The 26,747-nt window shown below is 55.9% G+C and carries 25 protein-coding genes and 1 pseudogene; 3 read left to right on the top strand and 23 right to left on the bottom strand.

Annotated elements, in window-relative coordinates:
* The 19 genes and pseudogenes from JHD74_RS19570 to speA form a co-directional block, all read right to left on the bottom strand.
* Positions 1-380: pseudogene (locus JHD74_RS19570) on the bottom strand (aspartate dehydrogenase); the annotation flags it as partial.
* A 13-nt stretch (positions 381-393) separates the two neighbouring features.
* A complete protein-coding gene (locus tag JHD74_RS19565; RefSeq protein WP_199063342.1) occupies positions 394-1,188 on the bottom strand; it encodes an SDR family oxidoreductase in 795 nt (264 codons plus the stop codon).
* On the bottom strand, positions 1,185-2,003 hold the full coding sequence (locus JHD74_RS19560) for an alpha/beta fold hydrolase (protein WP_199063341.1): 819 nt from the start codon (positions 2,001-2,003) through the stop codon (positions 1,185-1,187). The genes JHD74_RS19565 and JHD74_RS19560 overlap by 4 nt, the downstream gene beginning before the upstream one ends.
* Positions 2,003-2,527 carry a cupin domain-containing protein gene (locus tag JHD74_RS19555; protein ID WP_021179767.1) on the bottom strand — a complete coding sequence of 175 codons (525 nt, stop codon included), beginning with the start codon at positions 2,525-2,527 and terminating at the stop codon, positions 2,003-2,005. The genes JHD74_RS19560 and JHD74_RS19555 overlap by 1 nt, the downstream gene beginning before the upstream one ends.
* A 20-nt stretch (positions 2,528-2,547) precedes the next feature.
* Entirely contained in the window at positions 2,548-3,810 is a 1,263-nt protein-coding gene (locus JHD74_RS19550; protein ID WP_021806229.1) for an MFS transporter, read from the bottom strand.
* Positions 3,811-3,834: 24 nt separating this feature from the next.
* Positions 3,835-5,046 carry an NAD(P)/FAD-dependent oxidoreductase gene (locus JHD74_RS19545; RefSeq protein WP_199063340.1) on the bottom strand — a complete coding sequence of 404 codons (1,212 nt, stop codon included), beginning with the start codon at positions 5,044-5,046 and terminating at the stop codon, positions 3,835-3,837.
* Positions 5,043-5,984 (bottom strand): VOC family protein, encoded by a 942-nt coding sequence (locus JHD74_RS19540; protein WP_021806231.1) that lies wholly within the window; start codon positions 5,982-5,984, stop codon positions 5,043-5,045. Before JHD74_RS19540 ends, JHD74_RS19545 begins: the two co-directional genes overlap by 4 nt.
* A 138-nt stretch (positions 5,985-6,122) precedes the next feature.
* Positions 6,123-6,917 carry an IclR family transcriptional regulator gene (locus JHD74_RS19535; RefSeq protein WP_024528299.1) on the bottom strand — a complete coding sequence of 265 codons (795 nt, stop codon included), beginning with the start codon at positions 6,915-6,917 and terminating at the stop codon, positions 6,123-6,125.
* 37 nt (positions 6,918-6,954) lie between these two features.
* Positions 6,955-7,710 (bottom strand): SDR family oxidoreductase, encoded by a 756-nt coding sequence (locus JHD74_RS19530; protein WP_059201723.1) that lies wholly within the window; start codon positions 7,708-7,710, stop codon positions 6,955-6,957.
* Positions 7,707-8,750 (bottom strand): aromatic ring-hydroxylating dioxygenase subunit alpha, encoded by a 1,044-nt coding sequence (locus JHD74_RS19525; protein ID WP_024484371.1) that lies wholly within the window; start codon positions 8,748-8,750, stop codon positions 7,707-7,709. The genes JHD74_RS19530 and JHD74_RS19525 overlap by 4 nt, the downstream gene beginning before the upstream one ends.
* A 20-nt stretch (positions 8,751-8,770) precedes the next feature.
* Positions 8,771-9,079 carry a recombinase-like helix-turn-helix domain-containing protein gene (locus JHD74_RS19520; protein WP_024484370.1) on the bottom strand — a complete coding sequence of 103 codons (309 nt, stop codon included), beginning with the start codon at positions 9,077-9,079 and terminating at the stop codon, positions 8,771-8,773.
* A gap of 2 nt (positions 9,080-9,081) precedes the next feature.
* On the bottom strand, positions 9,082-9,399 hold the full coding sequence (locus JHD74_RS19515) for a non-heme iron oxygenase ferredoxin subunit (protein ID WP_021179759.1): 318 nt from the start codon (positions 9,397-9,399) through the stop codon (positions 9,082-9,084).
* A 236-nt stretch (positions 9,400-9,635) separates the two neighbouring features.
* A complete protein-coding gene (gene rluF, locus JHD74_RS19510) occupies positions 9,636-10,508 on the bottom strand; it encodes a 23S rRNA pseudouridine(2604) synthase RluF (RefSeq protein WP_065684511.1) in 873 nt (290 codons plus the stop codon).
* A 147-nt stretch (positions 10,509-10,655) separates the two neighbouring features.
* Positions 10,656-11,576, bottom strand: coding sequence for an agmatinase (gene speB, locus JHD74_RS19505; protein ID WP_199063339.1), 921 nt, complete (start codon positions 11,574-11,576; stop codon positions 10,656-10,658).
* Between the two features lie 142 nt (positions 11,577-11,718).
* Positions 11,719-13,881 (bottom strand): peptidase domain-containing ABC transporter, encoded by a 2,163-nt coding sequence (locus JHD74_RS19500; RefSeq protein ID WP_199063338.1) that lies wholly within the window; start codon positions 13,879-13,881, stop codon positions 11,719-11,721.
* Positions 13,882-13,883: 2 nt separating this feature from the next.
* Positions 13,884-15,140, bottom strand: coding sequence for an HlyD family secretion protein (locus JHD74_RS19495; RefSeq protein ID WP_370592676.1), 1,257 nt, complete (start codon positions 15,138-15,140; stop codon positions 13,884-13,886).
* Between the two features lie 357 nt (positions 15,141-15,497).
* A complete protein-coding gene (gene msrA, locus JHD74_RS19490) occupies positions 15,498-16,220 on the bottom strand; it encodes a peptide-methionine (S)-S-oxide reductase MsrA (protein WP_186530193.1) in 723 nt (240 codons plus the stop codon).
* A gap of 20 nt (positions 16,221-16,240) precedes the next feature.
* Positions 16,241-16,741, bottom strand: a complete 501-nt coding sequence (gene msrB / locus JHD74_RS19485) for a peptide-methionine (R)-S-oxide reductase MsrB (RefSeq protein WP_226906451.1) — start codon at positions 16,739-16,741, stop codon at positions 16,241-16,243.
* A 227-nt stretch (positions 16,742-16,968) separates the two neighbouring features.
* A complete protein-coding gene (gene speA, locus JHD74_RS19480) occupies positions 16,969-18,945 on the bottom strand; it encodes a biosynthetic arginine decarboxylase (protein WP_199063337.1) in 1,977 nt (658 codons plus the stop codon).
* Positions 18,946-19,840: 895 nt separating this feature from the next.
* Between speA and metK the strand changes: the two genes are divergently transcribed.
* From metK to JHD74_RS19465, 3 genes are all read left to right on the top strand, one after another.
* The gene (gene metK, locus JHD74_RS19475) at positions 19,841-20,995 is read left to right on the top strand and encodes a methionine adenosyltransferase (RefSeq protein ID WP_199063336.1); all 1,155 of its coding nucleotides are present in this window, start codon (positions 19,841-19,843) and stop codon (positions 20,993-20,995) included.
* A gap of 226 nt (positions 20,996-21,221) precedes the next feature.
* Positions 21,222-22,142 (top strand): LysR family transcriptional regulator, encoded by a 921-nt coding sequence (locus JHD74_RS19470; protein WP_074029661.1) that lies wholly within the window; start codon positions 21,222-21,224, stop codon positions 22,140-22,142.
* A 122-nt stretch (positions 22,143-22,264) separates the two neighbouring features.
* On the top strand, positions 22,265-22,462 hold the full coding sequence (locus JHD74_RS19465; RefSeq protein WP_065684517.1) for a 4-oxalocrotonate tautomerase family protein: 198 nt from the start codon (positions 22,265-22,267) through the stop codon (positions 22,460-22,462).
* Positions 22,463-22,582: 120 nt separating this feature from the next.
* Here the strand turns inward: JHD74_RS19465 and JHD74_RS19460 are convergent, their stop codons facing one another.
* From JHD74_RS19460 to fhuC, 4 genes are all read right to left on the bottom strand, one after another.
* Positions 22,583-22,738: a Hok/Gef family protein gene (locus JHD74_RS19460; RefSeq protein WP_080673338.1), complete on the bottom strand. Its 156-nt coding sequence runs from the start codon at positions 22,736-22,738 to the stop codon at positions 22,583-22,585.
* Positions 22,739-23,040: 302 nt separating this feature from the next.
* Complete coding sequence (fhuB, locus tag JHD74_RS19455) at positions 23,041-25,029, bottom strand: Fe(3+)-hydroxamate ABC transporter permease FhuB (protein WP_199063335.1); 1,989 nt, start codon at positions 25,027-25,029, stop codon at positions 23,041-23,043.
* Positions 25,026-25,931, bottom strand: a complete 906-nt coding sequence (gene fhuD, locus JHD74_RS19450) for a Fe(3+)-hydroxamate ABC transporter substrate-binding protein FhuD (protein WP_199063334.1) — start codon at positions 25,929-25,931, stop codon at positions 25,026-25,028. The genes fhuB and fhuD overlap by 4 nt, the downstream gene beginning before the upstream one ends.
* Positions 25,931-26,728 (bottom strand): Fe3+-hydroxamate ABC transporter ATP-binding protein FhuC, encoded by a 798-nt coding sequence (gene fhuC / locus JHD74_RS19445; protein ID WP_024484359.1) that lies wholly within the window; start codon positions 26,726-26,728, stop codon positions 25,931-25,933. The genes fhuD and fhuC overlap by 1 nt, the downstream gene beginning before the upstream one ends.
* Between the last annotated feature and the right edge of the window lie 19 nt (positions 26,729-26,747).

Raw genomic sequence — 26,747 nt, 5'->3', positions numbered from 1 at the left:
AGGCCATCCATACCCGCCACCGCACCAGACAGCACGATCAGCCGCCCGTGGTAACGTGCGCAGGACTGCTGCAAACGCTGCTGCAATGCGGCATCTGCCAGGGCGCCAGTAGAGATCACTGCCAGCCGCCAGCCACGTTTAACGATGGCCTCACCAAACTCGGCGACCGCCTGCTGGCTAGCACACTCCAGCACCAAGTCAGGTTGCCCGGTACACTGGTCAGGATGGGTCAAAGCCTGCACCTGCCCGGCAAATGCGGCGTCGATCTCGGCATGATGCGCTTCCCGTGCCACGATCCAACCGACTGCCACGCCCTCCGGCAGGCGCGCCAGCACCTCTTTTGCCATCGCGCCATAGCCAATCATCATGATCTTCTTCATCTTTTCAGTCCCGTCAGAGATGGCGATTGAAGCCGCCGGAAACGTCCAGCGCCGCGCCGGTGGTAAAGGAGGACATGGGGGAGGCTAAAAACAGCAGCGCCCGTGCCGGTTCCTGCGGTTTACCCAAACGCCCCATCGGGATGCCACGCCGCTCGGCAATCGCCGCCGTCCACTGTTCCCAGCTTTGTTGTTGATCCTGGCGTTCGGCGAAACGCCGCCGCCATTGGCCCGACTCCACCATCCCCAGCAGGATGGAATTGACGCGGACTCCTTTGCTCACCAGCTCTTTGGATAAGGTCAGCGTCATATTGAGCAACGCGGCACGGGCTGCCGAGGTGGCAATCATGTGTTCTTCCGGCTGCAGGGCCAGCAGTGAGTTAACGCAGGTAATGGAGGCGATATCCGAGCGCTCCAGCGCCGGTAAAAAGGCCTGCACCGGGTTGATCACCCCGAACAGCTTCAGCTCTGCCTCATGTAACCAGGCCTCGCGCGGCGTCTGATCGAAATGCGCCACAAACCCCTGCCCGGCGTTGTTGATCAACATATCCACTGAGCCAAAATGCGTGCTGACCTGCTCGGCAAACTTGGCAACCTGCTCGGCGTCGAGCACGTCGCAGCGTAACGCCAGGATCTCCGCCTGCGGGAACGCTTCACGCAGGCTGGCCTCGGCGCTGGCCAGTTTGTCCTGATTGCGGCCACAGAAGGCCACCTTCGCCCCTTCGGCCAGCAGTAAACGCAGCGTCTCAAAACCGATCCCCGAGGATCCTCCGGTGACCACCGCCACTCGCCGCTCAATCTGAAAATTCATGGTTGGATTGCCCCCGTAAAGTCCTGCAAATAGCGGTTAAACAGCGCTGGCGCATCGAGATAGCTGGCATGCCCCGCCGCATCAATCAGACGCATCGTCGCATCCTGCTGTTGCGCCAACGTTGCGGCGCCCTCTGGTGGAGTGATGCGATCGACACTGCCACACCACACCTGTAACGGGCCGCGATAGCGCAGCAGGTAGTGGTTGATATCATCATTGGCCAACATCCAAGCGGCGCTGAGAAAACCGGCCGGATTAAGTTGCTGCATGCCGCTGCGTACCCAGGCAATGTCCTGCGGATCCGCATCTTCACGTAGCAATGCCGCCGCACGCTGTTCGCCGTAACCCTGTGGGCCAAGCGTTTCGATCATCTGTTTGCGTTGGCCATATACCTGCTGGCGTTTTTCCAGCGGCGCTGTGGCATAGCCCTGAGCCGGATCGGCCAGTACCAGCCCTCTCAGCCCATCCGGGTTGGCAGCGGCAAAGGCACTGCCGATCAACGCACCGAGCGAATGCCCCACAATCAACGGCTGTTGTAACTGCAACTCGGCGATCAACGCCGCCAGCGCGTTGGCATAAGCAGCAGCATCTGGCTCTGTCTGTGCCAACGCTGCGCTACCGCCATAACCCGGAGCATCCCAGGCAATCAGGCGGTGCCCGTCCGTCAGGGCGCGATCGCTGAACTGCTTCACCCACGAAGCAGAACCGGAACTGATGCCATGCAGCAGCACAACTGCCCGGCCATGCCCGGCTTCGCGCCAACTTAGCCGCTGGCCTCCACAATCCGCCTGCTGGCGTTCCGGTAAGCTGTTCATCAGTTACGCTTCACTTTCGACAACGGGTGATCGGCCGGGTAAGTCGGGGTTTCCGGCTTGGCAGTACCGAGCATCACGCACATCAGAGCTTCTTCTTCACCGTGATTGAACAGGCCGCGATAAACCCCCGCCGGAACAGAAATCAGATCGCGCTCTTTCAGGATGGTTTCGTAATACTCTTCACCGTCCTGGATCATCAGTGTGATCTTGCCTTTGAGCATAAAGAACACTTCTTCAACGTCGTCATGCAGGTGTAATGGCCCCTCACATTTTGACGGCAGCACCATGGTGGAGAAGGTAAAGTTCCCCGCCGGAATGGTGTTGGTGTCGCTGACTACGCCGGTGGCACCGGTGCCGATATAGCGCATCTGCGCCCGGCGGTATTTCGGATCGTAGTCGGCCTGGAACTTCAGTGCGTTCCAGTCATATTTACGGCCTTCAAAACGGGCGATACGCGATTCCACCCACTTTTCCATTGTCAGATCCTGCGGCTTGATGCCGGCTTTATTCTCAACCTGGGACATGTTGTCTCTCCTTCGTTGCATCAATACTTATTCAGTAACGGCAGCAGAATGGCGCAGCCGACAAAGGCCATCACCACCAGGAACAGCAAACCGTTATCCATATTGCCGGTGGCGGCGATCAGTGCCCCCATCAGCACCGGTGCCAATGCGCCGGCAAAATTACCCAATCCGTTAAATACCCCACCAGCGGTAGCGCTCACCCGGCTGCTGGTGGCCTTGGCCAACAGCGCGAAGATGTTTGGCGCGCCGGCTCCCCACATAAAGGTGCTGAAGGACATGGCGGCGATCACGCTGTAGGTGCCCTGCATATACAGAACGACACCTAAACCGATCCCTGCACCGCACAGCGAGATGAAACAGGCCAACGCTCGGCGATCCATCTTGTCCGACAGCCAGGCCCCCACCACCTCGCCAAGCAACATGGCAATAAACGGCAGTGACGACAGGTATCCGGCGTGCTCCAGATGAATGCCTTTGCCTTCGATCAGATAGCTCGGCAGCCAGCCATTCATACCCCACAGGTAGGTGAGAAATGCGATGTTAAACAGGCAAATCATCCAGAAATGTGGCGTGCTGAACAGTTCGCGGCGCAGTTGCTTGCGTTCGGCAACGGCCGGTTTACTGGTGGTGCTGGCCGCCGGGCGTGCCACGTTCAGGTGACGCATGCCAAACAGCACCAGCAACATCACCGGCACGGTCAGAAACGCCATAAAGAAGAAGGTGGTTTCCCAGTTAAAGCGGCTGAGAATAAACAGCGTGACCGGGAAGCCCAGTGCCGCGCCGATCGGAGTCCCCAGCAGCCACAGCATGGTGGCACGCGCCTGGAGGCGCTGCGGAAAAGCCTGGCGTACGATGGCATAGGCCATTGGCAACAACGGCCCTTCGGCGATACCCAGCAGGATACGCAGCGTCATCATGGTGTGATAAGAGCGCGTCATCCCCATCAGCACCATCAGTACGCCCCAGGTCACCATCATGCCAATCAGCACTTTGACCGGATTGAGCCGATCGCCAATGCCGCTCAACAGCATCGAAGAGAAGCCGTAGGAGAACAAAAAGGCACTCATCAGCAGCCCGAGCCGGGTGGGATCAAAGCCGATGCCCATCGCCTGCTGAAACTCGTGGTCAGAAAACAGCGCGGCAATGCTGATCTTGTCGAAAAATGCCAGTAACACGCAGGCAAACAGGGCTGCCGGCACCGACCAACGGACGCTGGTTGGCGAATTTTCGGCAACAGCATCCCCCACCCGACCGCTGCGGGCGTCGATATCTTGCGTAGTCATAAAACGCTCCCTTTGGGTCGGGCGTTATTTCAACGCCATCAGAGAAAATTCCACATCCGCCAGTTGCTGCGGATCCAGTACCCGGCCGCTGGCCAGCCAGCGTTTACCCAGCTTGATGGTGCGTGCATCGTTAAACGCGACCAGTTGCACCAGTTGCCGGTCGGCATTCAGGGTGAAGAACAGTTGTGACTGCGGCGTGCGGCGCACTATCTGGTGAACGCCGCCGGTAGGAACGCCCAGGATTTGGATATTGGCGTCGTATTGATCCGACCACAGCCAGGCAACATCATCGTAAGGTGCGGCAAACGCATCCAACATGGCGCAAGCGGTGCTAATCGCCTGATTCTGTGCGTAGGCCCAGGATTGCAGACACAGGCCGAGGGTTGGATGGCGCGCAACATCGCCTGCGGCAAAAATGGCCGGATGGCTGGTACGCCCTTGTCCATCTACGACGATCCCGCCTTCAAGCTTCAGCCCGGCGCTGTGGGCCAGTTCCAGATTCAACTCAACACCGATACCGACAACCACCAGGTCGAAGGGCTGCGCGGCACTGCTGGCACTGCCAATCCAGGCTTCACCATCGCGATCTTCAAGCGTGATCTCGCCGCAGTCGCAATGCACGGTGACGCCTTGCTGTTGATGCAGTTCCAACAACGCCTGGGAAACGCTGGCCCCTACGCTGCGCATACACAACGCGGGTTGGCGCTCAAACACCGTCACGTCAACGCCCAGCTTGCGGGCCGAGGCGGCAATCTCCAGCCCAATCCAGCCACCCCCCACAATCGCCAGCTTTTGGCATTGTTGCAGGCCCTGGCGCAGGCGTGCCGCATCATCCCAGGAACGTAGGGTCATTACTCGCGGGTGCTTGGCCCAGCTGGCATCCGGCAGGCGTGGTCGGCCACCGGTCGCAATCAGCAGTTGATCGAACTGCAGTTGGCTGCCGTCGCTGAGCGTGACGATTTGCTGCTGTCCGTCGATGGCTTCGGCACGTAGCGGACGATGCCAATCGATATTCATCCCGGCCACCACTTCTTCACTGAACAGGCGGCTGAGTGGCGCACTACCATCCAACAGCGCCGCCTTGGAGAGCGGTGGGCGTTCGTAAAAATCATAAGGCTCGTCACTGATCACTGACAGCCTGCCGTTGTAGCCGCGATCGCGCAGCGTTTTCGCCGCCCAACCACCAGCTTGACCGCCGCCGATAATGACAATGCCTGCACGGGTTGGTTGGCTCATACCGCCCCCGGCTTCTTATGTTGGCGGCGGGTATCGTGATCGATACCGCCTTCGACCGCCCATTCGGTAAACGACACCAGCGAATGCTCCAGCTCACGCGGCTGCCAGTTTTCCGTCAGGTAGTCATCATTGGTGTAATACTCAAAGGCACCGCCGGTCGGGCTGTTGACGTACCAAAAATAGGCCGAGGAGATCGGATGGCGGCCTGGGCCAATAAAGGTGCTCCACTGCTCTTTATTCATCGCGATGCCACCGCCGATCACCTCATGGATATCGCGTACGGTGAAGGCGACGTGGTTCAGGCCCCGTGGGCGGTTAGGCAGTTTCAGCAGGAACAGGTTGTGATGGCCACCGCGTGCCTGGGTGCGCAGGAAGACGGCGCGGTCGATATAGCGGTCGGAAACCTGGAAACCGAGCAGATCGCAGTAGAAGCGCTCGGTAGCAGCCAAATCCTCAACGAAGAACACTACGTGGCCAATATTGACCGGCTCGGCTTTGGCATAAACCGGGCTTGGCTGGTCGATGCGGCGTACATCGCCCCATTGGTTGATGGGCGAAACGGGCAGCTCCACCGGTTGCTGCGCCGTAACGGCAAAACGCAGCGTCATACCGTTGGGATCGCGGCATTCCAGTTCTTCGCCAACGTGGCGGAAACCAGGCATCTGCGCCAACAGGGGCTGCAACGCAGCCAGCGCCGCAGGGCTTTCAACTGCCCAGGTCATGCGGCGCAGGGTTGAACCCGCCTCAAACGCGGCCGGTAAGACCTCGCTGTCTTGCGGATACAGCACCACGCTAGCCCCGCTCAGCGTGGTAAATTCACGGCGCGGTTCGCCCCAATGCTGTAGCGTCGGTTGCAGACCGAAGTCTTGCATGAATTTTTCGCACGTTGGCAGATCTTCGACGCCAAATTCCAGCTTTTCGATTCCGGTTATGCTCATTATTGTGCCTCACGTTCTCGCTGAATGCGTTTTTCAGGCATGTTCGACCCCGGCCCATGAAGCTCATGAGTCTTATCCCTGCCTGAGTGATTGGTAGTGGGCGAATAGCGTCGCCCAGATAACAAAGCGTTTGGCCGGTTAGCCGACGTTAGCCTGCGGTGGCGCGCCTAACAGGCCCGATATTTTCACTGCGGCATCCCGGACTTCCATACGCAACCGCTCACGATCCGCCTTTGGGATCTCATCGGACGGCACCATAATGCTGACCACCGCTTCCACCCGCTGTTCACGGTTAAAGATCGGATAGACGATCGAGGAAATGCCGTGGCGGTAGAAAGATTCGCCAATCACATAGCCACGGGCCTTATCCTGCTGCACCATCTGCCACAGCGCTTCGCGATTGGCAGGAGTCCCCGGCGCCGCATCGGGCAAGGCGTCATGTGGGTATAGACGTTCAAACTCTTCCCGACTGGTGCTGGTCAGCAGCATCCGGCCAAGCGAGGTGCGGTGCGCCGGTAAACGGGTGCCGACGCTGACCTGATTGATCTGCGAACCAGCCGCGCTGACGCGGGCGATATAGATCACGTCATGTCCATCGCGGATCGCCAGATGGCTGCTGCATTGGCTGCGATCGCGCAGCTGCTCGATCACCGGTTGGCCAGCCTGGGCCACGTCCAATGAGGCGATATATTCAAAGCCCAGACGCAGCACTTTGATCCCCAACGCAAAGGTGTTGGTGCGCGGGTTGCGCTCCAAAAAACCCAGATGCTCCAACGTTTGCACCACGCGGTAGGCGGTTGCCTTTGGCATATCGACCAGGCGATGTAATTCTGCAAAGGTCATTTCCTTATGCTGCTCGCCGAAGGCCAGCAGCAGTTGTAACCCGCGATCCAGCCCCGGGATCAGATATTTACACGCTTGATCGTCTGCCATGTGCTGCTCCTAAAATGTTTGCCTGTCCGTCAGGCGGTCAGTTAAACACGAAACCACCGTTGACCGGTATCAGTTGGCCGGTGACAAAATCCGCCAGCGGCGACAGCAGATAGAGCACGCTACCGGTCACATCGTCCGGATGCTGTGCGCCTGCCAGTGCCCGGCCTTGCTCGTACAGCTGATGCCGCTCGGCAGGGACATACTCAGTGGCTTCAACGCGCGTCAGACCCGGAGCAATGGCGTTGACGCAGATGCCCTGCGGCCCCAGCTCACGCGCCATGGAGCGGGTCATCGAGATGATCGCCCCTTTGCTCGCCACATAGGCCATCAGTTTCGGCGCCCCCCACAAGGCGGTATCAGAGGCAACGTTGACGATTTTGGCATGCGGCGTTTGGGCCAATAATGGCACCGCCGCCTGGCTCACCAACCAGGTCCCCCGCACGTTGACCTGCATGACCTTGTCCCACAGTTCAATGTCGTATTCCATCATGGTCTTGCCACCGACACCGGTTGCCATCGCAGCGTTGTTCACCAACCCGTCGATCGCGCCGCCCTTGGCAATCGCACTGAATGCCGCAGTGATGGATTGCGGTGAAGCCAGATCGATAACCTGAGCTTCAACCTGTGCCCCCTGCTCACGCAGGCTGGCGGCGCTGTCCTGCAACTCTTCCGCCAGGATATCGCACATCACCACGCTGGCCCCGGCCTGAGCCACCGCAGCGGCGAAGCTGCGCCCCAGCCCACGCGCCGCTCCGGTGACTACGATACGTTTCCCTGCCAGCAAGCCGCTCACTGTGCCGCCTCCAGCTCGCTAAGCGTTGCCAGTTGCTTTTGTGCCTCTTTCTGCATCATACGGCGCAGGCGGGAGAGGCCCACGTCATGCTGATACAGGTATTCACGACCACGCGCGTTCGGTGCCATGTTCTCCAGCACGATGCGATCCTGCTCCAGTACGTCCCAGTGCAGTTCTTCCAGACGGTTGCGGTACATAAAGCGCCATGCGTCACGCTGCCAGTCTTTCACTTTGCGGATACGCCAGAAGAATACCCGGCAGTGATCCTTATCTTCCGGCACCACCATGCCGATGATCCAGAAGTGGCCGCCTGGCCCAAAACGCTTTTTATAAGGGATCGACAGGCGCATCCAATAGGCACCGCTGCTACCAAATTCGACCCAGTCGAAGTTCACGCCAATCTGGCCGTTCTTTTTAAAGATGAAACCGCTGTCGGTGGGTTCCAGCGCCATATCGGCCTTGCGATCCCCTTCCGCCATCGAATGCGATGAGGAGTGCAGGTAGGTGCCATGCATCGGATCCATCACGTTTTCCAATGCGTATTGATAGTTGCAGTCCCAGCTGGCGGTACACAGGAAGTTGCTGTAGTTGGCCTCATCCGCCAGCTCTTGCGGGAAGCTCAGTTCGGCAGGCTGTTCATCGGCAGTGACGCCGAAATAGAGGAACACCGCGCCGTAAGCCTCTTTCGCCGGGTAGGATTTCAGGCATTTTTGCCCTACCAACGGGCAGCGGTCTACCGCTGGCACATCTTTAACCTCGCCATCGCCACCAACTTCAACGCCGTGATACCAGCAGGCAATGCGATCGCCAAGGTTCCAGCCCATCGACAGGCGAGCGCCACGATGCGGGCAACGATCTTCCAGTGCGTGGATCGCCCCTTGTTTATCGCGCCACACCACGATCTGTTGTTCAAGACGGGTGATGCCCACCGGGTTGTTACCCACTTCCCAACTGGCCAATACCGGGTACCACATACCGCGCAGGCCCTGATCCAGATAGTCTTGTACCGTCTGCGCGGAGGATGTTGTGTTTGCTGTCATTGTCCTTCTCCCTGTGCGGCTCAGAAACCGTTGACGTGTAGGAATTCGCGGAACGTGGCTTCATTCCATGGCTGACCACTGCGATCGAACAGACGACGCTGATTGAGCGCACTGACGATCTGCTCCAGCTCCTCCGCCCCTTGCTCGAAGATCTCTTCCAGCGCGGCTACCAGTGAGGTTTCAAACCCGTCTGGCACGCGTGCCCGGGTTTGCCAGATCACATTCTGAAACTGGCCGGGTTGGTGGATTTGGCCGTTGCCGCCCTCACGCGCCGGGATCACCTGTTGGGTATCCGGCAGCCAAGGGTTGAAATCGGTAATGTGCTGCATGCTTATTCCTCCGCGATAAAGGTGATTTGGATTTGATTGTCGATCACCCGGGTAGGGTAGGTTTGCAGATCTCGGCCACCGGGTTCGCGCAGGCATTGGCCGCTACGCACATCGAACACCGCTTCGTGCAGTGGACACTCCACTTTTCCGTCATCGACAAACCCTTGGCTGAGCAAGGCATAGGCATGCGGGCAAACGTCTTCCAGCGCGTAATATTGACCGTCGATCAAATAGACGCCGACCTCTTTTCCCTCAATGTTGGCGGAGAAAGGAAAATCTTCTTTAACTTGAGACACTTCGCACACGTTCTTCCAGCTCATTGCTTCTGTCCTCTATCTGATTGTTTCATATATGAAACTCAGTTTCTTATTTAATACAGTCACTATAGATATGGCGAATCTTTCGTCAAGCCGGCAAAGGGAAGAATGTTAATGATTGGTTATTTTAAAGTTACAACTGCGGGGTGGATCACGAAAAAATGCAGCGGGGGTGAAAACAAAGCAAAACGGCCCCAGTCATCAAGACTGAGGCCGTTTAATTAGCAGAGAGCGCCGACTTAGCGCCCTTTCTTTTTGCGCCCCGGCTGAGCAAAACGCTTACGCGCCGGTGCGTGACTGCCCGCTTTATCCGCGGTTTTCTGCCCGCCACTCGCCGGTTTTTTTACCGCAGGCTTGGGCTTGGCCGCTTTCTTCGCGGGTTTAGCCTCTGAAGACGAGTCTTCAATCAATTTAAACAGCTCAACCAGTTCGTCATCCGTCAAATCGCGCCATTCCCCTAACGGTAGCCCAGACAGGCCGACGTTCATGATGCGGGTGCGCTCCAGCTTGGTCACTTCATAACCGAAATGCTCACACATACGGCGGATCTGGCGGTTAAGCCCCTGTACCAGCACGATACGGAACACAAAGGGCGCTTCTTTCTTCACCTTGCATTTTTTGGTCACCGTGCCCAGCATCGGCACTCCGGCACCCAAACCACGAATAAAATCGTCGGTTACCGGTTTGTTGACCGTGACCAGATATTCCTTCTCGTGGTCGTTACCGGCACGCAGGATCTTGTTCACCAGATCGCCGTGGTTGGTGAGGAAGATCAGCCCCTGCGAATCTTTATCCAACCGCCCGATCGGGAAGACACGGGTGCTGTGGTTGACGAAATCGACAATATTGTCTTTCTCACCGTCTTCGGTGGTGCTGACGATACCCACCGGCTTGTTCAGCGCAATAAAAATCAGATTGTCTTCGTTACGGGGTTCAATAAGCTGCCCGTTAACCTTGACCACGTCGCCAGCGAATACCCGATCGCCGAGCGCTACGCGCTTACCGTTGATAAAAACATTGCCCTGTTCGATGTAACGATCGGCATCGCGACGCGAGCAGATGCCGCTCTCGCTAATATATTTGTTGAGGCGTATAGATGGTTTAGTCAGCACGGTTCCTCCGTAAACGCGAAATACACTTTATCTTCACGGCAATATTTTCATGATGAGTTGACGGGTAAGGGCCGCTGCCAAGCGGGCGCAGCATACCGCGCCCCTACGGTCGACTATGTGCGACCCCTACCCATTCAGCAAACTGATTTAGCCCTGCTTTTTGGCCGCTTGCAGATACAACATTTCCAGGCCCAGCGTTGCCGCTGCCAGTGCGGTGATCTCAGACTGGTCGTAAGCCGGAGCTACTTCTACCACATCCATACCGACAATGTTCAGCGATTGCATACCACGCACCAGTTTCAAGGCGCGATCGGAGGTCAGGCCGCCGATCACCGGGGTGCCGGTGCCAGGTGCGAAAGCCGGATCCAGGCAGTCGATATCGAAGGTCAGATAAACCGGCATATCGCCAACGATCTGTTTGATCTGCGCCAGCAGATCGTCCACGCCACGATCGTTAACCTGCGCAGCATCCAGTACGGTGAAGCCGTTGTCACGATCGAACTCGGTACGGATACCGATTTGCACGGAGTGATTTGGATCGATCAGGCCTTCGTTCGGCGCATGGAAGAACATGGTGCCGTGGTCAAACTTGCTGCCGTTGGCATAGGTGTCGGTATGGGCATCGAAATGCACCAGCGCCATTTTACCAAAATACTTGGCATGCGCGCGCAGCAGCGGCAGCGTCACGAAGTGGTCGCCGCCGAAAGAGAGCATGCGTTTGCCAGCTGCCAGCAGTTTTTCTGCGTGCGCCTGCAGCTTGTCGCTCATATCCTGGGCATCACCAAAGTTGAATACTACGTCACCACAGTCGACCACGTTCAGACGATCGCGCAGATCAAAGTTCCACGGCCAGCGCGCCCCTTCCCATGCCAGATTGGTAGAAACCTGGCGGATCGCCGCAGGGCCATGACGCCCACCGGCGCGGCCGGAGGTAGCCATATCAAAAGAAACACCGGTGATCACCCACTCTGCATCGCTATCGTAAGGCATAAAGTTCAGCGGAAAGCGCAGGAAACCAAAGGCGTTGGACACTAAGGAATTATCGGGCTGATGGCCTAAGGTACTCATATTTACCCTCATTTTTCAACGGTTCGCCCGTAGCCGGACGCTTGGGCGGTAGCAAAAAAAAATCCCTCCCGCGTCGTTAGCCCGACGAGAAAGGGATTTATTCGATGTCTGTTTCAATGGGTAGATTATCGCCGCAATTGGCTCACTCTTCAAGGTGCCCGTTGTCAGCAGATGCACAAGAAGGAACAACCAACCTGCCAGCATCGAGTTCGACTACGCGATCGGCAGAGGCTATCGTCTCGGGCCGGTGAGCAATCAGCAGGATGGTTAAGCCCAGGTTGCGCAAAGTGCTGCCGATCAGGATTTCATTGGTGACATCAAGATGGCTGGTTGCCTCATCCAGGATCAGTAACCGTGGGCGTTTATATAATGCCCGAGCCAACAGCAGGCGCTGCTTTTGGCCCCCCGACAGCGAATTACCCATTTCCCCAATCAACGTCTGGTAGCCCATCGGTAACGCGATGATATCCTCATGCAACTGCGCCAGTTGAGCACAGTGTTGCGCCCAATCCAGATCGCTGTGTTGAGAGAAAAAGGTGATGTTGTCGAGTATTGCCCCACGGAATAGCCGATCCTCTTGCATCACCGCGCCGATCATTTGGCGAACCTGCCGATAGCCCGCATGATGATGATCGATGCCAAACACCTGCAACCGCCCAGCAATTGGCGGGTAAAGCCCCAGCAGGATCTTCGCCAGGGTGGTTTTCCCGCAGCCAGAGCGCCCTACCAGCGCCACCACCTCTCCAGGCATGATTCGCAACGCCGCTCCTGCCAAGATATCGTTACCTCCCTGGCCGTAGCGGAAGGTGATATTTTCCAGTTCCACAACTGGACGATCCTCTCTCTGCTTGGGGAAAGCTACGGTAAGAGATTCTGCCGCCTGAGCACCGCCCTCCTTCTGGGTCAGCACAATATCTGCCAGCCGTTCGTTATAGACATCCAGCATTCGCCAGGCAAATGCCTTATCGATCAGGCCATTGATGCTGGCGGAAAAACGCCCTTGAAATGACATATACGCCACCAGCATGCCGATCGAGAACGAACCCGACAGCACCGCATTGGCACCAAACCACAGCACCGCCGCCCCCACCAGGCTACCAATGATCTGGTTAATGATGTCGTAGCCGATAGCCAGTTTATGCTCACGCAGTTGGCTATTGCGCCTGGCGATATTCAGGTTACGCCAAGCTGATTCCCGCTGGGTCAACGCTCCGTTAACCCGCAGGCTGAGCATGCCATGCAGCGTTTCCAGAAAGTGGCTTGATTCCAGAGTGCCCGCCGTCCAACTGTCCTCTGCCGCCCGGCGCAGGGTGCGAAACCATAACACGCGTAATAAGCCATAAATCAGCGCTGCGCCTAGCGCCAGCATGGATAACGACACGCTGTAGAGCAACATCATGCCCAAGGTACCGACCACCAGCAATACGTCCAGCATCGCCTCAAGGATGCTGGTGGTGAGCGTATCCTGAATGGTATCGACCGCATCAAACTTGGCGCTGACGTTACCAATGTCACGCTTTTCAAACCAGTCGATCGGCAAACGCAGCAGGTGATGGAACACGTTGGCCGTCCACTGCATATTGAAATTGACCGCCATGGTAATGGTCGCCCATTGCCGGGCCAGGCCAATCAACGTCTGGGTCGCACTCATCAGCAGCATGGCAATGACAATCAGCACCAACAGGCTATCATCCAGCGCCACCAGGACTTCATCGATCACGATCTGATTGATCAACGGGCTCAGCAAGGCCAAGACTTCCAACGCCAGGGCAAAGCAGAAAATGCGCGCCAGCGCAGCCTTCAACCCTACCGTCTTGCCAACCAATTCCGTTAGCCGCACTTTCTTGCGTTCGTCACGCGGCTCAAAGTCATGGGTTGGCGTCAGTTCCAACGCGACACCGGTAAAATGACGGTTAGCCTGTACCAACGACATGTTAACCGCCCCGCGTGCCGGATCGTGCAGTTCGATCTCGTTGCCACGTACCCGTTTAAGCACCACAAAGTGGTTGAGATCCCAGTGTAAAATGCAGGGTACGGTCAGTTGGCTAAGCTCCTCCAGCTCTAAACGTACCGCACGACCTGTCAATTTCAGGATCTGAGCACATTCCATCAAATGCACGAAAGTCATGCCCTGCGTCGAAACACTGAATCTTGCACGCAGGCTGGGGAGGTCAATACGGTAACCGTGCCAACCGGCGACCATCGCCAGACAGGCCACCCCACATTCCGCCGACTCGGTTTGACGGATCAACGGCAAGCGGCGGCGCCAATGCAAATTCAGGTGCAAATGCTCAGTCCATTCCATGGCTATATTTTTCCTTGCAGGCTCCATAACGGTTCCAGCAGCCATTCGTACAGCCGCCGCTTGTCCAGCTCGATATCTGCGGCCACCACCATCCCGGTGCGCAGTAATTCCTGGCGGCCATACACGGTCACGCTGGGTTTATCCGGCACGACAATCACCCGGTAATGCCCCTCATTTTCTTTCCACACCACCGGGTTATGTGGCATGACATCTGTCGGGCTGAGGCTGATGCGGGTCACCTCCCGCGTCGTGCCATACTGCACGCCAAATTTTTCATAGGGATAGGCCGCGAACCGCAAGCCAACCCGCTGATGAGGCTTGATAAACCCAACGGACTTGCTCGGCGCATACAGTTCAATCTGCATTTGGGCCGCCAGTGGCACCAGCGTTAACAGCGGCTCATTTTGGTTGACCGTTTGCCCCGCCTTGACCAACACCGCAGCAACACGCCCTGCCACCGGGGCAACCAGCGTGCTTTCCTCCTGCGATTGCAGCTCTATCTGTTGCTGCCGGATCCCTTGTAATAACCGGTCCAGCTCCACCCGGCGGCTTTGCCCCTGCTGCAACAAACTCCCCTGATCCGTTTCAACCGAGGTCAACTCACGCTTCAGGCGCTGTTGTACCTGCCGCTGGTTTTCGACATAACCTTCCGCGGCCGCCAGTTCGATTTGCTTTTGCTGATACTCAAGCTCGGAGACATACTTCTGCCGCACCAAACGTTGATAACGCTCCATCATCGAGCGGGTTAATGCCGCCTGGCGCAACGTCAGTTTCAGTGCCTCATCGGCGCTGCGCAATTCCTCTTTCAATTGGTCAACCCGCTGCCGTAATCCCTGTATTTGCATGTTATTGGCGGCAACTTCCTGATGCTGTTGCTGCACCAACATCTGATACTGCTGCACCAGGGAGTTTTTTAGCGTCGCCAAGGTGGCCAAACCCTTGCCGTCATAGCGTTCACCACTTAGCCGATAGAGTAATTGGCCTGCTGCAACCTCATCGCCTTCGTTAATCAGCAATGCTTCAACCCGTCCTTGCGTACGCGCAACCACTTTGACTACTCCGGTTGAAGGCATCACGACACCTTCCAGTCGGGCTTTACGGGTATATTCACCACCGATTAAAAAAGCGATTAATGCAGCCACCAAGAGCATACTGGCACAGGCATAAAGCGTCATGTTAGGGCTGGGGGAAATCAAAATCCCCCCTTCGGCTCGCGTGGCCTGGGCGGCAAAATAGGCCTGGCGGTAGAGACGCGTCACGTGATTGGATCAGCCAATTTAATCGTCTTAACGGCGATATAATGTTGTTCTGGCAATCTATTATTAACCATAAATATTACCGTTCCCTGTAAATGAAGTTAATAGCGATGATTACCAATCGACACTTGAGTATTAGTTATTTAATTAAAGGTGACAGACTGTTATTTACTTAATTTTCGAACAGAGGTTTTCTTTAACAAAGAAATTACCAAAATAAACAGAATAACTCAACAATACCGTCAATTATTATTAATTGATTGATAACGTAAAATAAATAAGTAAAAGCCATCTCCGAGGAGATGGCTTGGGGCTATTGGCAAAACTCCACTGCCTAATATATTACAGCAAAGACTCTTATTAATTAACCAGCACCGGATCTGCACGATATTGCGTTGGGAACAGCTGCTGTAGCTGTTTTACCTTTGGCAAGTCATTCACCACGATATAGGGTTGATCCGGGTTAAGCGTGAGATAGTTTTGATGGTAAGCCTCGGCAGGATAAAAATGACCATTTTCCTCAATGCGGGTCACCAGTGGTTTGGCAAAGCGCTTACTGGCATCCAGCTGTGCAATATAAGCCTTGGCAACCTGCTGTTGTGATTCCGTCAGAGGGAAAACGGCTGAGCGGTATTGTGTGCCGCTGTCCGGCCCCTGGCGATCGAGCTCGGTTGGGTTGTGTGCTACCGAAAAATAGATTTGCAGCAGTTGCCCATAGGAAATCTGCTGTGGATCAAAGGTGACCTGCACTGACTCCGCATGGCCGGTATCCCCTCCGCTGACGGCCTCATAATTAGCCGTTTGTGCCGCACCTCCGGTATAACCGGATATGGCATTGGTCACGCCTTTAACGTGCTGGAAAACCCCCTGCACGCCCCAGAAACAACCGCCGGCAAAGATCGCGGTTTCCGTACGCGATGTCGTCGGCGCTTCGTCTTTTACCGGCGCAGGGATCGCTACCGCCGCCTCAGCATCCCCCAGTGGCCAGGCAACGCTTTGCAAACAGAACCCGGCAGCAACCAATATCGCGCCCCATATGCCGTATTTACCTAACGATGGCAGCGTTTTGTCTACGTTTCTCATGTTATTCCTCACTATTCTGGTTAGGCCGAGCTTGGCGTGAACAGCATGGCGATGCCATTCATGCAGTAGCGCAAACCGGTGGGTTGTGGGCCATCGTCAAATACGTGCCCCAAATGCCCGCCGCAGCGGCTGCAATGCACCTCTTCGCGGACCATGCCCAGCGTTCGATCCTTACGCGTCGCCACCGCCTGTTCGAGGGGTTGCCAGAAACTGGGCCAGCCGGTATGGCTGTCAAACTTGGTGTGGGAAGAAAATAGCGCCTGCTGGCAACCCGCACAGGCAAACTGACCATCGCGGTGCTCATCGTTAAGCGGGCTGCTGTAAGGAGGTTCCGTACCTTCCTCGCGCAAAACAGCATATTGGCTGGCTGAAAGCCGTTGCCGCCATTGTTCTGCCGTATAGTTGACGGCAAACGACTCCGCCATCGCCGAACGAGAGAAAAGTGCAGGCAGCAGGCCTACGGCATAGGCCACAGAGAGTGCTCCACCACCCAGAATAAAATACCGTCTGTTGATCATCATCGTTACCTCTGGTGCTATTCACCGACAATGACAAACTACAGAGAAAGTCGTGACCAAATCCTCACGGAGAGTTCACAAATTTGTGATAACTGAGAACACGGTATTAAGACGTTGAAAGTTTAAATGGAATTTCTAATTTGGCGGGGTACGGGCTAAGAGGGAAAAATGAAGGGGCGCAGCCTCTGCCGCGCCCCTGGATAGGAAGTATGTCAGACTATCGGAATAGCTTACTCATCTTCTAAATAAGTATAGCCATACAGACCGGCCTCAAACTCTTCGACAAATTGCGCCTGCAACTCCGCGTCAAGATCGGTTTCTTTCACCTGATCGCGGAATTTCGCCAACAGCGCGATCGGATCGAGCTGCACGTATTCCAGCATGTCGGCTACGCTATCGCCTTCATCAGACAGTTCGGTTTCTACGCTGCCATCAGGGAATACAAACACATCCACCGAAGCCGTATCGCCAAACAGGTTGTGCATATTGCCCAGGATTTCCTGATAGGCACCAACCATGAAGAACCCAAGCAGAGGTGGGTTTTCCGGATCGTACGGAGGCATCGGCATGGTGGTGGCTACGCCGTCACCATCAATATAGTGATCGATGGTGCCATCGGAGTCACAGGTGATATCCAGCAATACCGCACGGCCTTCCGGCGGCTTGTCCAAGCCTTCCAACGGCAAGACCGGGAACAGTTGGTCGATACCCCAGGCATCCGGCATCGACTGGAACAGTGAGAAGTTGACGTAGAACTTGTCCGCCATCCGCTCCTGCAATTCGTCAATGATTGGCCGGTGCGCTCGATTGCTTGGATCGAGCTGTTGCTGGATCTTGTTGCAGATGTTCAGATACAGCTGCTCAGCATAGGCACGCTTGGTCAGATCCAACATGCCATGAGCATATTGGGTATGCACATCGTGCAGATCCATCTGGCTATCGTGCAGCCATTCACGCAACGAACGACGGTTCTCCGGCTCGTTCATTTCCTGCCAGGTTTCCCACATGCTTTCCAGCGCGCGAGGTGCATCTTCAACCGGAGGAACCGGCTCACAGAATTCGTTGCGCTCAACGCCAATAACGTTGGAAACCAGCACCGTATGGTGGGCGGTTACGGCACGGCCAGACTCGGTGATCACCGTTGGATGCGGCAGGCCATGCTCATTACAGGCATCACCGATCCCCCAAATCACGTTGTTGGCATATTCATTCAGGCCGTAGTTGACCGAACAGTCGGACTGCGAACGGGTGCCTTCATAATCCACACCCAAACCGCCACCCACGTCGAAACATTGAATGTTTACGCCCAGCTTATGCAGCTCTACATAGAAACGCGCAGACTCACGAACGCCAGTGGCGATATCGCGAATGTTGGCCAACTGAGAACCCAGGTGGAAATGCAGCAGTTGCAGGCTATCCAGGCGGCCCGCTTCACGCAGGGTTTCCACCAGCTTCAATACCTGAATGGCTGCCAGACCGAACTTGGATTTTTCGCCACCGCTCGACTGCCACTTACCTGCCCCTTGTGAGGCCAGGCGGGCACGTACGCCAAGGCGTGGGATCACATTCAGGCGTTCAGCCTCTTCCAGCACCATCTGGATTTCCGACATCTTCTCGATCACCAGGTACACTTTGTGCCCCAGCTTTTCACCGATCAGCGCCAGACGAACATATTCACGGTCTTTGTAGCCGTTACAGACGATCACCGAGCGGGTCATACCGGCATGGGCCAGTACCGCCATCAGTTCCGCCTTGGAACCCGCTTCCAGCCCCAGTGGTTCACCGGAGTTGACCAGTGATTCAATCACGCGGCGATGCTGGTTAACCTTGATCGGGTAAACCAGGAAGTAGCCACCTTCATAGCCGAAGGATTCACGTGCACGTTTGAACGCGGCGTTAATGGAACGCAGGCGATGCTGCAAGATCTGCGGGAAGCAGAACAAGGCAGGCAGGCGCTGGCCATCTTTTTGGCGCTCTTTCACCAACTCGGCGAGATCGACGCGCGCATGCGGGACGTCTGGGTCCGGGCACACGCTGATGTGGCCCAGCTCATTGACGCCAAAGTAATTGTTGCCCCAGTAGGCGACGTTATAAGTGCGCAGCATCTTGCTGGCATTACGATCATTCATGGCAACCTCCTGCATGGAGCGTAAAGATAAATTATCACCCGCTACTGACGGGCGTTGGATCGGCATATCTTCAGACATTACTCGCCTCACCTTGCATACTGACGATATAGTCAGCCACTATCGCAGCTACAACCCGCGAGAACAACCCGGAAACACCCCATTTTAGCAGTGAATTCACCTGCCGTTCGTGGTCAGCGATCGGTTTATACCCAATAGATTTATTGTAAGACACCCTGTTCAAACCTCGTGAATCGGGTAAAGAATCATCCCACAGGAGAGCTGCAGGCTACCCTTGTTCAGTGCTTCAGACAGCCGTTAACCGGCCCGAGAATCCTGAGTAGCGCCCAGATGCGTATAACATCGGGTAGATGGTGTAGAGACAAGACGGGAAATAGCACAAGAATGCGCGCCAGAACGGCACTGCTGTTGAGAACCAACAACCAGTAGACAACGGATCATTAATCCAACCACCTCCACGCATGCCGCTCGCGATGAACGACAAAGCCTCTATATAGTATAAGAACGTGAACGTTCAATGAAGCGGCGGCCCCATTAGTGGGTACCTACGGTAGATCATGGCGCGGCGTTGCCGGGGTTTACAGAAAGTTTCAATTTTCTGCAACACGCTGTGCACCAAATGAACCGCGCGCGCAGTTTATACCGGACCCCCGGGCAAAATGCAAAATGAAAATTCGCCAGAAACTGTTTCAAGCGATGAAAATGGCGGCAAGCGGTTTGCCCAAAAGAGCGTTAGGGCAAAAAATTACTGGCAATCCGGCTAAAGGCTGACCTAAAATAGACGTCCAGATGTTAATCCATCTATACCGATTAACTGATAAACTGCTTAACGGCTTTGCCTGAGGGGCGTTGCAGGATGCATCTCGCCATCAGCGGAAGACCCTTCGCTTTGATGCCCGGATCTCCAGCGCTGTGCAGTAATTTCCAACCCGTCTTTTGCAAGGTAAAGAACACCATGGCTAAACACCTCTTCACGTCCGAATCTGTTTCAGAAGGACATCCGGATAAAATTGCCGATCAGATCTCGGATGCCGTTCTTGATGCCATCCTGGATCAGGATCCAAAAGCCCGCGTAGCCTGCGAAACCTACGTGAAAACCGGCATGGTGCTGGTTGGCGGCGAGATCACCACCAGCGCCTGGGTCGATATCGAAGAGATCACCCGCAAAACGGTGCGCGAGATTGGCTATATTCATTCCGATATGGGCTTTGATGCCAACTCCTGTGCCGTACTGAGCGCCATCGGTAAACAATCACCGGATATCAACCAGGGTGTTGACCGCAGCGATCCGCTGGAGCAAGGCGCTGGCGATCAGGGCCTGATGTTCGGTTATGCCTCTAATGAAACCGACGTGTTGATGCCTGCACCAATCACTTATGCCCACCGTCTGGTTCAACGCCAAGCCGAAGTGCGTAAAAATGGCACCCTGCCTTGGCTGCGCCCAGATGCCAAAAGCCAGGTCACGTTCCAGTATGACGATGGCAAAATCGTCGGTATTGATGCCGTGGTGCTGTCCACCCAGCATTCCGATGATATCGCGCTGAAAGATCTGCAAGAAGCGGTGATGGAAGAGATCATCAAGCCGGTACTGCCAGCCGAGTGGCTGACCGCAGGCACCAAATACCACATCAACCCAACCGGCCGTTTTGTTATCGGTGGCCCAATGGGTGACTGTGGTCTGACCGGCCGTAAAATCATCGTTGATACCTACGGCGGTATGGCCCGTCACGGTGGCGGCGCGTTCTCCGGCAAGGATCCTTCCAAGGTTGACCGCTCTGCAGCCTATGCGGCGCGTTACGTGGCAAAAAACATCGTTGCCGCAGGCCTGGCAGATCGTTGTGAGATCCAGGTGTCCTACGCTATCGGCGTAGCGGAACCGACTTCCATCATGGTGGAAACCTTCGGTACCGAGAAGATCTCAACCGAGCAACTGACCCTGCTGGTGCGTGAGTTCTTCGATCTGCGCCCATATGGCCTGATCCAGATGATGGACCTGCTGCAACCGATCTACCGTGAAACCGCAGCTTACGGCCACTTTGGCCGCGAACACTTCCCATGGGAAGCGACCGACAAGGCAGCCCAGTTGCGTGAAGCGGCTGGCTTGAAGTAAGCCTGAGCGTTAGACCTAACAACGGCGAGCCTGAGGCTCGCCGTTTTCGTTTGTAGACTAAACATAGTCAACCGGATCGATAACTCACGGAGTCTTCTGAACTGCACCACTCAAGGTTAACTGTAAATTTACTTTCATGTTATCCGAGGGAGAAAAATGAGCAATGCTGTTTCGAATAACGGCTTTGCGCTACAGTAGCCCTCCAATTTCCAGCCGGATGGATAACATGCCAACCGTGATTTCTACTGAATCTTTCAGCAGCATCATCCATTTTGTGACGGCTGCAAATTCAAGTAGCTTTACTCAAGCTGCTGAACAGCTAGGTGTGTCCAAATCAGCAATTGGAAAAAGCATTCAGCGTCTGGAACATAACCTCGGTACTCCTCTATTCCATCGAACCACGCGGAAAATCAGCCTTACGACAGAAGGAGAAGCATACCTGGCAAGCTGCCAGAGTGCGCTAGAGACATTACAGATGGCCGAGATGGCGTTACGTTCGAAACTAACGGAACCCGTAGGCACAGTCAGAATTGATCTTCCTGCTGCCTTTGGCCGTTCGGTCATGATGCCGGTGTTGATGGACATGACGAAACGCTATCCCCACCTGAAACTGACCATTACCTTTAATGACCGGATCATCGACCCTCTGGATATAGGTTTTGATCTCGCCATTCGTTTCGGGGCGGTTAAAGATACCACCGACCTTGTAGCCCGCAAGCTGAATGAGCAGCACCTGATTATCTGTGCATCGCCAGCCTATCTTTCTGCCTATGGCACGCCTGAAACCTTAGCCGAACTGAGTATCCATCGCTGTATTTTAGCCTGGCGCGGCGGAGCACCTTTAAGCTGGTTGATTCGGGATGGTGAAGGGAAAGACGTCAGACTTAAACCCGCACCTTTTCATCAAATCAGTGATGGCGACGCTATGATAGATGCCTGTATCGCCGGAGCCGGTGTGATTCAATTTCCGGAGGCGTTACTAAGACCGCATATACAGAGTGGTAAATTAGTGCCAATACTTGAAGCATACAACCCCTCACCAACCGAATTGAATGTCATATGGCCTCGAGCCCGTCATCTGCTACCAGGAGTACGCTTTATCATTGATGAATTAATCGCGTTAGCCGCACAAAAAACCTTCGGCTAATTGTAGATTTTTATTCTACGCTGTGTGCTCTTTTAGACAGTTTATCCACTTTCTTTACCCTAGTAGGATCCCTCCAACGTCAGATTACCTGACATATCATCCATTCTTGTAGGGGTTCTAAAATGCCAGTAGTCAATATTCAGATGTTCGAGGGCCGTGACGACGCTAAACCTGCAATTGCTAAAGCGGTAACCGACGCTATCGCCACACACGCAAAAGTTGATCCGCAGTATGTGTATGTCATTTTCAATGACGTAACGACAGACAACTGGGCAATTTCCGGTGAACTCTTTTCCGAAACGCTTAAAAAGTTGAGCTGATAGTTACGGTTATAAACGACGGGCCAGAAGCCCGTCGTTTTGGTTTGTAGAGAATGGGCGCTCATAGATCTGCACGCTTACAACCAACGGGCGGGAGCAGGCCCCCGCCGTTGGGTTGCCTTACCGTTCGGATTCGTAGGCCAAAATGGCCGCAACCTCCGTGTTGCCCGATCGAATACGCAGCTCGCAAAGTTTGCTGCGCGTTATCCATACCAACAAGATAACCGTGGTACAGATAATGACCAGTTTTACGATATCTCCTCTGTTTGGCATCATGCCTCCTTATCCTTGCCTCGCGGCGAGTAAGAAGCTAACCTGACGTTGTGGAGCGTTAGAGTTGGCCTCGGGTTGATATTATCGACTCGGGGCTTTTCTCTTTGTACCTTTCGCTCAGGCTCCAGATACAAAGATCCAGAGCACCCATCCGCAGTATATTCACCTCTCCAGCCCGACCAGCGACCGTTTTACCCCTAATTTTCAACTTTGCGCAGTGCCACGCAATGCTTTGCAACTGCCTGAAAAACCAAGGGCCCAGCAATGCTGAGCCCTTGGTGGCAATGGTGGTAACCCAAGATAGTCTACGAAGTTTGCTTACGCAGCAGATAGACAAAGTACGGCGCGCCAATAAAGGTCGCCAGCAGCCCTGCGGGGATTTGGTAAGGGAACATCACCATTCGGCCACACCAGTCCGCAAACACCATCAGCAGGCCGCCTAGCAGTGCAGCAATCACCATCTGCGGCAGCGCCCGGCGGAATCCCAACATGCGGGCCATATGCGGTGCCATCAGGCCAATAAAACTCAGCGGCCCGACGGTTAACGTCGCCATCGCCGTCAGCGTTGCCGCCAGCAGCAAAATGCTCAGCCGGGTCGGCGTCAGGGCAATCCCTACGGAACGTGCTGTAGCGCCGCCCAACGGCAGAATTGTCAGCCAACGTCTACACAGCGGGGCCAAGACAATCAACACGCCAGCAATCGCCGCCGTACGTATTGCCTGCGGAGCATCCACCGAGTAGGTAGAGCCGGAGAGCCACACCAACAGCCCTCCCATGCGGGGATCGCCACTGGCCAACAGCAGGAAAATGGTCGTACTAAAGGCGGTGCTGAGGGCGATACCCGCCAACAGCATGCGTTCGGTAGAGAATCCGCCACGTCCAGCCGCAATCATGATGATCAACAGCGTAGCCGCCGCCCCCAGACTCCCGGCGGGTAACAACCACATAAAAGCATCACCAGGGACGATAAACAGCATCATCACCACGCCGAAAGCCGCGCCGGAACTGATCCCCAGCACTTCCGGGCTGGACATCGGGTTACCGGTCAGTTTCTGGATCAGCGTTCCGGCTACCGCCAGCATCATCCCGGCCGCCAGGGCTGAAACCACTCGTGGCCAGCGCCAAGGCATCAGCGCCTGTAATTCACTGTCTACGCTCCAGTGCCAGCCGTGGGGGTTTTGCCCAAACATCAGCGCCACCACAATCCCGGCCAATAGTAAAACGCTCCCCAGCAGGATCCATATCGGTAAGCGGCCACGTTCGACAGGCACTTTGTCGCCCAAATCCATCGGCGGCGGGGTTGCGCTGCTGCGTAAGCGTGGTAACAACCAAAGCAGCAACGGCGCACCAATCAGCGCCGTCGCCGCGCCGGTCGGGATTTCACGCCACACCAGCGTCAGCCAGATCATCACCTGATCGGTCAACCACAGCAGCAATGCCCCCAATAGCGGAGCCAACATCATGCGGTGGGCCAGACGGCGAGCTCCCAGCATCTTGGCCATCAACGGGGCAAATAGGCCGATAAAACCGATCACGCCGACCGCATTGACCAACATGGCGCTGAACACAATCGCCACCGCCAACGCCGCAAAGCGCGACATTGCCAGGCCCAGGCCCAGATTACGTGCCACGCCGTCATCCAGCCCTAACAGCGTTAATGGGCGGATCAATAACGCAGCCAGCACGGCAACCAGCAGCAAGCGCGGCAGGATAAACTGCACGGTCCCCCAATCCTGCTGATTTAGTGCACCGGTGCTCCACAGGAACAAGCCTTGCAGCTGATCGTAATTGAACAACGCCAGCAGACTATTGACTGCCCCGCAGTACAGCCCAAGTACCAGACCGGCCAGGATTAACGTCACAGGCGACATCCGTTTTCCCCAGGCAACGCCGAACACCAGCCCACCGACCACAATGGCACCGACCATCGCCGCCAGCTGTCGGGTCAATTCGCCCCCAGGCAGCATCCACAACGTGGCAATCGTCAAGCCTAGCTGAGCCCCGGCAGCCACGCCAAGCGTGGCAGGTTCCGCCAAAGGATTACGTAATACCTGCTGGAACAGTACGCCGACCAATCCCAACCCTGCTCCCACCAGTAACGACACCGACAGGCGTGGCAACAGGCTGTAGTGGAACAGCATCTGATCGACATTGTCGATGTCTGGTTGTACCAAAGCCTGCGACCACTGCCCCCACGGCAGTTGATGCAGCAGGTTGAAGAACGTCAGGCCACCCGCCGCTGCCAGCAGTAACAGGATCAGCGCTATCGGCAAGATATGCAGGCGTGCACTCATGAGCGAGCCTCCTGCGCCTGCTCCAGCAAGCGGCAAAAACGCATGGCCGAAAGCGTAGCCCCGTAGAACCACACCGCTGGCACCTGCCGCAGTTGGCCCTGGCGGATAAATGGCAAGGCCTGCCACAACGGCGTCTTACTGACCTTATCCATCATGGCTTGATTACCATGATCGAGATAAATCGCTCGCGCATTTTTTATTGTCGCCAGGCGTTCGATCCCCACCACCGAGGTCCCCCAAAAGTTGGTTTCCCCCTGCCAGGCATTCTCGATGCCTAGCTGATCCATCACTTCCTGAAACAGGCTCTTCTGGCCAATCACCAACACATGCCGAGGATCGAGCAAAGAAAACAGCAGCAGCGGCTGTTGCCGATACCCCGCCAGGCGGTTACGCGCCTCCAGCATGAAAGCATCAAACTGTTGCAGATGCTGGGTAGCCCGCGCCTCCAGACCTATCCGTTGTGCCAGCTGCAGCAACGAGTTTTTGCCCACGGTGAGCGGTTTACCGCTGCCGTCGTTAAAACCAAACTCCATGGTCGGGCCGATAGGCTGCAGTTTTTGTGGCGAAGGGCCATAGCCTTTGGAAAGCAGGATCAGAGAAGGTTTGAGTTGTTGCAACAGCTCCAGATTGGGTTCGGTACGTTGACCGACGTCGATCACCGAGTCCGGCAACCGAGGATCTTGTACCCACAGGTTGTAGTTGTGGATATCGGCAACCGCCTGCGGCATCACGCCCAGTGCGATCAGCAGCTCGACCGGTAGCCACTCCAATGCCGCGATCCGGGTGATATCGGGCAAGCCTGTCGCACGCGACGGTAAAGAGAACAACAGAGGCGATAATGCCATCGCCGTTAATAAACGCCGGCGCAGCGGGTCATGATGAAAAGCGGCAGAGGTAGGCATTAATACACGAAGCTCACTGGTGCACCGCCACTTGGATGCGGCAATATGCCCATCGGGATGCCGTAGATCTGTTCCAGCACCGGCCCTTGCATCAGTTCGAGCGATGACCCCTGGGCAATCATTTCGCCGCCGCGTAACGCCACCAGATGGTCGCAATAACGAGCCGCCATGTTGATGTCATGCAGCACTGCAATCACCGTCAGGCCGCGTTCATGGCTCAGGCGTTGGATCAACGCCAGCACTTCAACCTGATGGGCAATATCCAACGCCGAGGTCGGTTCATCCAGCAACAAACAACGGCTATCCTGCGCGACCATCATCGCCAGCCAGGCCCGTTGGCGTTCGCCACCGGAGAGGCTGTCTACCAGGCGGTTGGCAAAGGGTTTCAGCCCCACCAATCCGATCGCCTCTTCCACCAGCTCGCGATCGCCAGCCTTGAAACGGCCTAACGCACCGTGCCACGGGTAGCGGCCGATGGCGACCAGTTCGCGCACCGTCATCCCTTCCGCTGCGGGCAATTGCTGCGGCAAATAGGCCACTTGGCGAGCAAAGGCTTTGCTATCCCATTGGCCCAGCGGTTGCCCATTAAGCAATGCCTGGCCAGAGGTAGGATTTTGGTGACGACCAAGGATTTTCAGCAGCGTGGATTTGCCGGAGCCATTATGACCAATCAATCCACACACTTTGCCTTGAGGAAAGGCCAATGACAGCGGCTGTAACAGCACCCGCCCTGGCACGGCAAAGCTCACGCGGTCGAGCTGGAAAGTAGCATCGCGATTAAGGTGTTTATCCTGCATAGGCCCTGCTTGGCAGGGA

This window comes from Serratia sp. ASV30 (genome assembly GCF_016428815.1).
Classification (GTDB): Bacteria; Pseudomonadota; Gammaproteobacteria; order Enterobacterales; family Enterobacteriaceae; genus Chania; species Chania fonticola_C.
This window is presented reverse-complemented; position numbering and strand designations above follow the sequence as displayed.

Coding starts and splice junctions, on each gene's coding strand:
- JHD74_RS19565 (WP_199063342.1), bottom strand. CDS start 1,188: ATGAATTTTCAGATTGAGCGGCGAGTGGCGGTGGTCACCGGAGGATCC.
- JHD74_RS19560 (WP_199063341.1), bottom strand. CDS start 2,003: ATGAACAGCTTACCGGAACGCCAGCAGGCGGATTGTGGAGGCCAGCGG.
- JHD74_RS19555 (WP_021179767.1), bottom strand. CDS start 2,527: ATGTCCCAGGTTGAGAATAAAGCCGGCATCAAGCCGCAGGATCTGACA.
- JHD74_RS19550 (WP_021806229.1), bottom strand. CDS start 3,810: ATGACTACGCAAGATATCGACGCCCGCAGCGGTCGGGTGGGGGATGCT.
- JHD74_RS19545 (WP_199063340.1), bottom strand. CDS start 5,046: ATGAGCCAACCAACCCGTGCAGGCATTGTCATTATCGGCGGCGGTCAA.
- JHD74_RS19540 (WP_021806231.1), bottom strand. CDS start 5,984: ATGAGCATAACCGGAATCGAAAAGCTGGAATTTGGCGTCGAAGATCTG.
- JHD74_RS19535 (WP_024528299.1), bottom strand. CDS start 6,917: ATGGCAGACGATCAAGCGTGTAAATATCTGATCCCGGGGCTGGATCGC.
- JHD74_RS19525 (WP_024484371.1), bottom strand. CDS start 8,750: ATGACAGCAAACACAACATCCTCCGCGCAGACGGTACAAGACTATCTG.
- JHD74_RS19520 (WP_024484370.1), bottom strand. CDS start 9,079: ATGCAGCACATTACCGATTTCAACCCTTGGCTGCCGGATACCCAACAG.
- JHD74_RS19515 (WP_021179759.1), bottom strand. CDS start 9,399: ATGAGCTGGAAGAACGTGTGCGAAGTGTCTCAAGTTAAAGAAGATTTT.
- speB (WP_199063339.1), bottom strand. CDS start 11,576: ATGAGTACCTTAGGCCATCAGCCCGATAATTCCTTAGTGTCCAACGCC.
- JHD74_RS19500 (WP_199063338.1), bottom strand. CDS start 13,881: ATGGAATGGACTGAGCATTTGCACCTGAATTTGCATTGGCGCCGCCGC.
- msrA (WP_186530193.1), bottom strand. CDS start 16,220: ATGAGAAACGTAGACAAAACGCTGCCATCGTTAGGTAAATACGGCATA.
- msrB (WP_226906451.1), bottom strand. CDS start 16,741: ATGATGATCAACAGACGGTATTTTATTCTGGGTGGTGGAGCACTCTCT.
- speA (WP_199063337.1), bottom strand. CDS start 18,945: ATGTCTGAAGATATGCCGATCCAACGCCCGTCAGTAGCGGGTGATAAT.
- metK (WP_199063336.1), top strand. CDS start 19,841: ATGGCTAAACACCTCTTCACGTCCGAATCTGTTTCAGAAGGACATCCG.
- JHD74_RS19470 (WP_074029661.1), top strand. CDS start 21,222: ATGCCAACCGTGATTTCTACTGAATCTTTCAGCAGCATCATCCATTTT.
- JHD74_RS19465 (WP_065684517.1), top strand. CDS start 22,265: ATGCCAGTAGTCAATATTCAGATGTTCGAGGGCCGTGACGACGCTAAA.
- JHD74_RS19460 (WP_080673338.1), bottom strand. CDS start 22,738: ATGATGCCAAACAGAGGAGATATCGTAAAACTGGTCATTATCTGTACC.
- fhuB (WP_199063335.1), bottom strand. CDS start 25,029: ATGAGTGCACGCCTGCATATCTTGCCGATAGCGCTGATCCTGTTACTG.
- fhuD (WP_199063334.1), bottom strand. CDS start 25,931: ATGCCTACCTCTGCCGCTTTTCATCATGACCCGCTGCGCCGGCGTTTA.
- fhuC (WP_024484359.1), bottom strand. CDS start 26,728: ATGCAGGATAAACACCTTAATCGCGATGCTACTTTCCAGCTCGACCGC.